The following is a 2,450-nucleotide window of genomic DNA, read 5'->3' on the forward strand; positions in this document are numbered from 1 at the left end:
GTTGGATCCCCCCCCCCCTCTGCCCCCGGGGGGGCTACCGGGCCCCCCCGGGGCCCCCCCCGCCCCGCGGCCCAACCCACCGGCCCGGGGGGGGCCCCCCCCCCGCGCGGGGGGGGGGCCGCACCCCCCCCCGCGGCTCGGGTGGGCGGGTCAGCCGAGCTTGAGCAGCAGTTCGGTGAGCTCGGCAGGCATGGTGATCATGCAGTCGTGGCCCGTCTCCAGTTCCCACACCTGTGCCGGGCTGCCGTTGGGCTGTATCGCTGGGACGGGCCGCCGCTTGATGCCCTCCGGTACGCCGGCGACGCAGTGAATGTGCGTCCGCGGAATCGTGCGCACGACCGGGTTGTCCAGCCGGACCGGTTGCCCGAAACAGAGCACCGGCTGATCCGACAACATCCCCCGCAGCCACGCCACGTCCGCCGGGTCGGTGACCCCGAACAGACCGAGGGGCGGCGGCAACTCGGGCATCGGCGGGATCCGCCAGCCGATCTCGGACTCCGCGGCGCGGTCGATGAGGGCCTGGGTCACGGGATGCACATCCACCGCGCTCTCGCCGTCCTCCGGGACCATCGCGTCGAGATAGACCAGATGGGCGATCCGATCCGGGATTCGGTTGGCGGCGGACGAGATGACCAGCCCGGCGTAGCTGTGGCCCACCAGGATCACGTCGGTGAGGTCCTCCTCGGTGATCAGCCTGACGATGTCGTCGACGTGCGTGTCCAGCCCTACCTCGGGGCCGAGCAGATGCGCCTTGTCGCCGAAGCCGGTCAGCGACGGCGCGACCACCCGATGCCCGGCCGTTGCCAGCAACGGGACCACCCGCTCCCAGCATTGCCCGCTGTGCCAGGCCCCGTGTGCCAGCAAATATGTTGACATGGTGTAGCTCCTTGCTCGCGGAAGGGACCACCGGCCGATTTCGCCGGTGTTCGTCCCGGAAGTGAGGCTTCCGCTCACCCGCTGACGGAGCCAGAGCCCCCGCGCTCCTGGGGGTGACAGGACCAGGCAGGCATGTAGGTGCGCGAATTACAGTGGGGACATGAGCGACGAATTCAACCTTCTGGGCGATTACGTACGCGCCCGCCGGGAGCTCGTCACTCCTGAACAGGCCGGCATCCCCTCCCTGGGCGTACGGCGCGTGCCGGGCCTGCGCCGGGAGGAGGTCGCGATGCTCGCGGGCATCAGCGCCGACTACTACCTGCGCCTGGAGCAGGGCCGCGACCGCAACCCCTCCACGCAGGTCCTCGAGTCCCTCGCCCGCGTGCTGCAGCTCGACGACGACGCAACGGCCTACCTGCTACGCCTCAGGGCGGAGAAATCCCGGCGGCGACGGCGGCGGCCCCGGAAAGAGGCCGTCCCTCGGGGCGTCGCCAAGCTCGTCGCCATGCTTCCGCTCCCCGCGTATGTGGAGGGCCGCTACTTCGACGTCCTCGCCGCCAACGCGCTGGCGACCGCTCTGTCGCCGCGACTAGTGGCGGGGGGCAACCGCCTGCGGGACGTGTTCCTCGAGCCCGCCGAGCAGGCCCTCTACCCGGACTGGGAGGATGCCGCGCATGGCATGGTCGCCGGCTTCCGCGAGTCAGTCGGCACCGACACGGACGACCCCCGATTCATCGAACTCGTCGGCGAGCTCTCCCTCGCCAGCCCTCGCTTCAGCAGGCTCTGGGCCCGCCACGACGTGAACACGTGCGAAGGCACACCCAAGCACATTGACCATCCTCAGGTCGGTGGCCTCTGCCTGAACCGGGAGAGACTGGGCGTCAGCGGCGCGACAGGCCAGACGCTCGTCGTCCTCCACCCGGACCCCGGCACCGACAGTGCCGACAAGCTGGCGCTCCTCGCGTCCGTCATGCGGACGTGACCCCGCCCGAGGAGATTGCCGAGGTGTGCTCTGGGCGGCGTAGCCCAGGCTGCCGTAGAGTTCGCCAACCTGCGTGCGTCCCGGCGCGGTGGTCTGCCCGCGAGGACGGCGGCCCAGGCCCCAGTCCGCGATGACCCAGCGCCCGTCGAGCCACAGGATGTTAGCCGGTTTCAGGTCGCGGTGGATCCACCCGGACTGGTGCGGCTCCCGTAGGCCTTCGCAGATCGCCGTGATCAACTCTCGCAGCGGTCCGTCGTGGCTGAGGACGGCGGCCATGTCCTCGGCCGAGTAATCGGCCAGCGGCATGACCCGCATGCCAGTACGGTCGGAACCTGCGGCGATGCCCTCGCCGCCCTGGGCCACAAGATATTGGGGACTCGGCAACTCGATCCAGTCCTCCCGCCGCACCATCGCGCTGCGGCCCTCCGCGCCGAGGAAGAACCGCAGGTCGCCCAGCCATACCGCGCTGAGCACGTTCGCGTCGAACGAGATCGAGTACAACGCCGTTGCGTTTGGCTGTCTGCGGCTGAGTCAAGGGCCTTGAGGACGCGAACGGGACTTCTGGTAGATCAACTTGTGTCGAGCAAGGCGA

The 2,450-nt window shown here is 70.0% G+C and carries 2 protein-coding genes and 1 pseudogene; 1 reads left to right on the forward strand and 2 read right to left on the reverse strand.

Annotation, left to right across the window (positions count from 1 at the left end):
- Positions 1 to 150 precede the first annotated feature (150 nt).
- A complete protein-coding gene (locus tag ABH927_RS34110; RefSeq protein WP_370028616.1) occupies positions 151 to 876 on the reverse strand; it encodes an alpha/beta fold hydrolase in 726 nt (241 codons plus the stop codon).
- A 160-nt stretch (positions 877 to 1,036) separates the two neighbouring features.
- Between ABH927_RS34110 and ABH927_RS34115 the strand changes: the two genes are divergently transcribed.
- Positions 1,037 to 1,858: a helix-turn-helix domain-containing protein gene (locus tag ABH927_RS34115; protein WP_370028618.1), complete on the forward strand. Its 822-nt coding sequence runs from the start codon at positions 1,037 to 1,039 to the stop codon at positions 1,856 to 1,858.
- Positions 1,859 to 1,903: 45 nt separating this feature from the next.
- Here ABH927_RS34115 and ABH927_RS34120 read toward each other — a convergent pair.
- Positions 1,904 to 2,269, reverse strand: a pseudogene (locus ABH927_RS34120) (protein kinase domain-containing protein); the annotation flags it as partial.
- Positions 2,270 to 2,450 lie beyond the last annotated feature (181 nt).

The sequence above is a fragment of the Planotetraspora sp. GP83 genome (genome assembly GCF_041262585.1).
In the GTDB taxonomy this organism is placed as follows: domain Bacteria; phylum Actinomycetota; class Actinomycetes; order Streptosporangiales; family Streptosporangiaceae; genus JAOEGB01.

Excerpts from the sequence above, each read along its gene's own strand:
- ABH927_RS34110 (WP_370028616.1), bottom strand. The coding sequence starts at position 876 with ATGTCAACATATTTGCTGGCACACGGGGCCTGGCACAGCGGGCAATGC.
- ABH927_RS34115 (WP_370028618.1), top strand. The coding sequence starts at position 1,037 with ATGAGCGACGAATTCAACCTTCTGGGCGATTACGTACGCGCCCGCCGG.